Annotated in this window: 3 protein-coding genes; all 3 read left to right on the top strand. The window is 34.4% G+C overall.

Annotation, left to right across the window (positions count from 1 at the left end):
- A partial coding sequence (locus BM000_RS16910) for a BclA C-terminal domain-containing protein (protein ID WP_218144112.1) occupies positions 1 to 417 on the top strand: 417 nt, incomplete at its 5' end.
- Between the two features lie 126 nt (positions 418 to 543).
- Positions 544 to 1,626, top strand: a complete 1,083-nt coding sequence (locus BM000_RS16525; RefSeq protein ID WP_091500433.1) for a glycosyltransferase — start codon at positions 544 to 546, stop codon at positions 1,624 to 1,626.
- Between the two features lie 54 nt (positions 1,627 to 1,680).
- The coding region (locus BM000_RS16530) for an NTTRR-F1 domain (RefSeq protein WP_143063956.1) at positions 1,681 to 2,234 on the top strand (554 nt) is incomplete at its 3' end.

The following is a 2,234-nucleotide window of genomic DNA, read 5'->3' on the forward strand; positions in this document are numbered from 1 at the left end:
CCTACTGGAGAAAGTGTTACTGAAACATCTGCTTATGCTGCAAACACATCAAGTCCAATAATTGCGGTTGTTCTTGGTGGTACAGCTGTAACTTTACCAGATGCTCAAACTTTAGATGGTATTGTAGCTAGTGCAGGTAACACTGTCTTTACCGTTCCTGAAACAGGAAGATACTATATAGCTTACAACGTTAACACGACTGTGTCACTCTTGTTAGGAACAAGATTATTAATTAATGGTACACCAAATGCTGCCTCAACTCGCAACCCACTCTTATCAGTTTCTAGTTTTACTAATGATATTATTGTCCCACTAACAGCTGGGTCAACAATCACACTCGAACTTTTTGGTTTATTAGGTGCAGCAACATTACAAGCTGGAGCAGGTGCTAACTTAACTATCATTCGTGTAGAGTAATTTTTAAGGTTCTACTCCTTTTAAGGTAGGGAGATTGGTCGTCTCCCTACCCTTTTAATTTTGTTTTTAATTTAGATTATTAAGTTTTTTTAAAATTTACAATTAGCAGATAAGGAGTGTGAAAATGTGGTTTCAATAAGTTTATGTATGATTGTTAAAAATGAAGAAGAAGTTTTAGAGCGCTGCTTAGAATCAGTAAAAGACCTTGTCGATGAAATTAATATCGTAGACACTGGTTCAGAAGACAATACTGTTAAAATAGCAAAAAAATTCACTGACCGAGTCTTCTTTTATAAATGGACCGGAAATTTTTCAACTGCAAGAAATGTATCCTTCGAGTATGCAAGCAAAGATTATATTCTTTATCTTGATGCAGATGATGTCATTTTAGAAGAAGATCGACAAAAATTTTTGAAACTTAAGCAGAGCTTAAGTAGTGATGTCGATGCTGTATCTATGTACTATAATGCTGGTACTGATGAATTTGGCAATGTAACTCTTAAATACCGTCTAAACCGATTACTTAAAAGAAGTCGTGGCTTTAGTTGGGCAGGGGATTGTCATAATTATCTCAATGTAACAGGTAATATTCTCAATTCTGATGTCGGAATAACACACAAGAAGATAAAACATTCGGTTGGCCGTAATTTAAGTATTTACAAGGAAAAAATTAAGCGAGGGGATTCTTTTACAGCGAGAGATTATTTTTATTACGGCAATGAACTACGTGAAAATGGACATTACCAAGATGCTATTAAAAGTTATGAAGAAAATATAAAGCTAACAACTGGCTGGATTGAAGATAAAATTTATGCTTGTATAAATAAAGCTGATTGCTATCGATTTTTAAATATTAAGGAAAAAGAGCTTAGCTCACTATTTGAATCATTAAATTTTTCTAAAATACCCAGACCAGAAATTAGTAGTCGGATCGGCTTTAACCTGCAAAGAGATAGAAAATTTAAAGAAGCAATTTACTGGTATCAATTATCTATACAATTAGAAGAGGATTTTAACAAATGGAGTTTTACCTACCCTGCATACTCAACCTGGTATCCACACTTACAACTCTGTGTTTGTTATTACAATCTAGGAGATTATGAAAGCTCTTATAAACATAATGAGCTTGCAAGATCCTTCCGTCCCGAAGATGACAAGATTTTATTTAATAAAGAGTTATTAGAAAAGAAATTATTTCTTAATTCATAAGGCAGAGTATTATACCTTCTTAAATTTTATTAAAAATGCGAAAGGAGTATTAAAATGTCCATTCAGAATCTTATTTTGAATGGAGGGTTTGAAACAGGAAACCTAACTGGCTGGATTTCATCTAATACAAACGTTGTCACTTCACAATCTCACTCAGGACTTTTTTCTGCACGATTTGCCAATAGCACTGTTCCTGCCCTCATTTCACAAACTGTCTCAGCTAAATCCGGAGAAGCTTTTGAATTTATTGGATCATTTGCAAAATTCACCAACGCCCCAAGTCCAATAATAGAAATTCAATTAGTTTTTTTAGATGCTAATAATAATATTACGGGTGTCGGATTAGATTTTATTATTGCATACAACACGTTACCAATAGTAACAGACAATAATTGGAACGAAATATATCAAACTAGTATAACAGCCCCCTTAAATACCACTATTGCGCAACTTTCCATTAGAAAACCTAGTAGTGCCTTAAATACACCTTTTGTTTTTTTAGATGATATTGCATTAATAACTAGTAATGGTGATGGATCTACAGGAACGACTGGAGCCACTGGACCTACTGGTGTGACTGGAAGCACTGGGGTCACTGGACCGAGCGG

The sequence above is a fragment of the Amphibacillus marinus genome, assembly GCF_900110345.1.
Taxonomy (GTDB): Bacteria; Bacillota; Bacilli; order Bacillales; family Amphibacillaceae; genus Amphibacillus_D; species Amphibacillus_D marinus.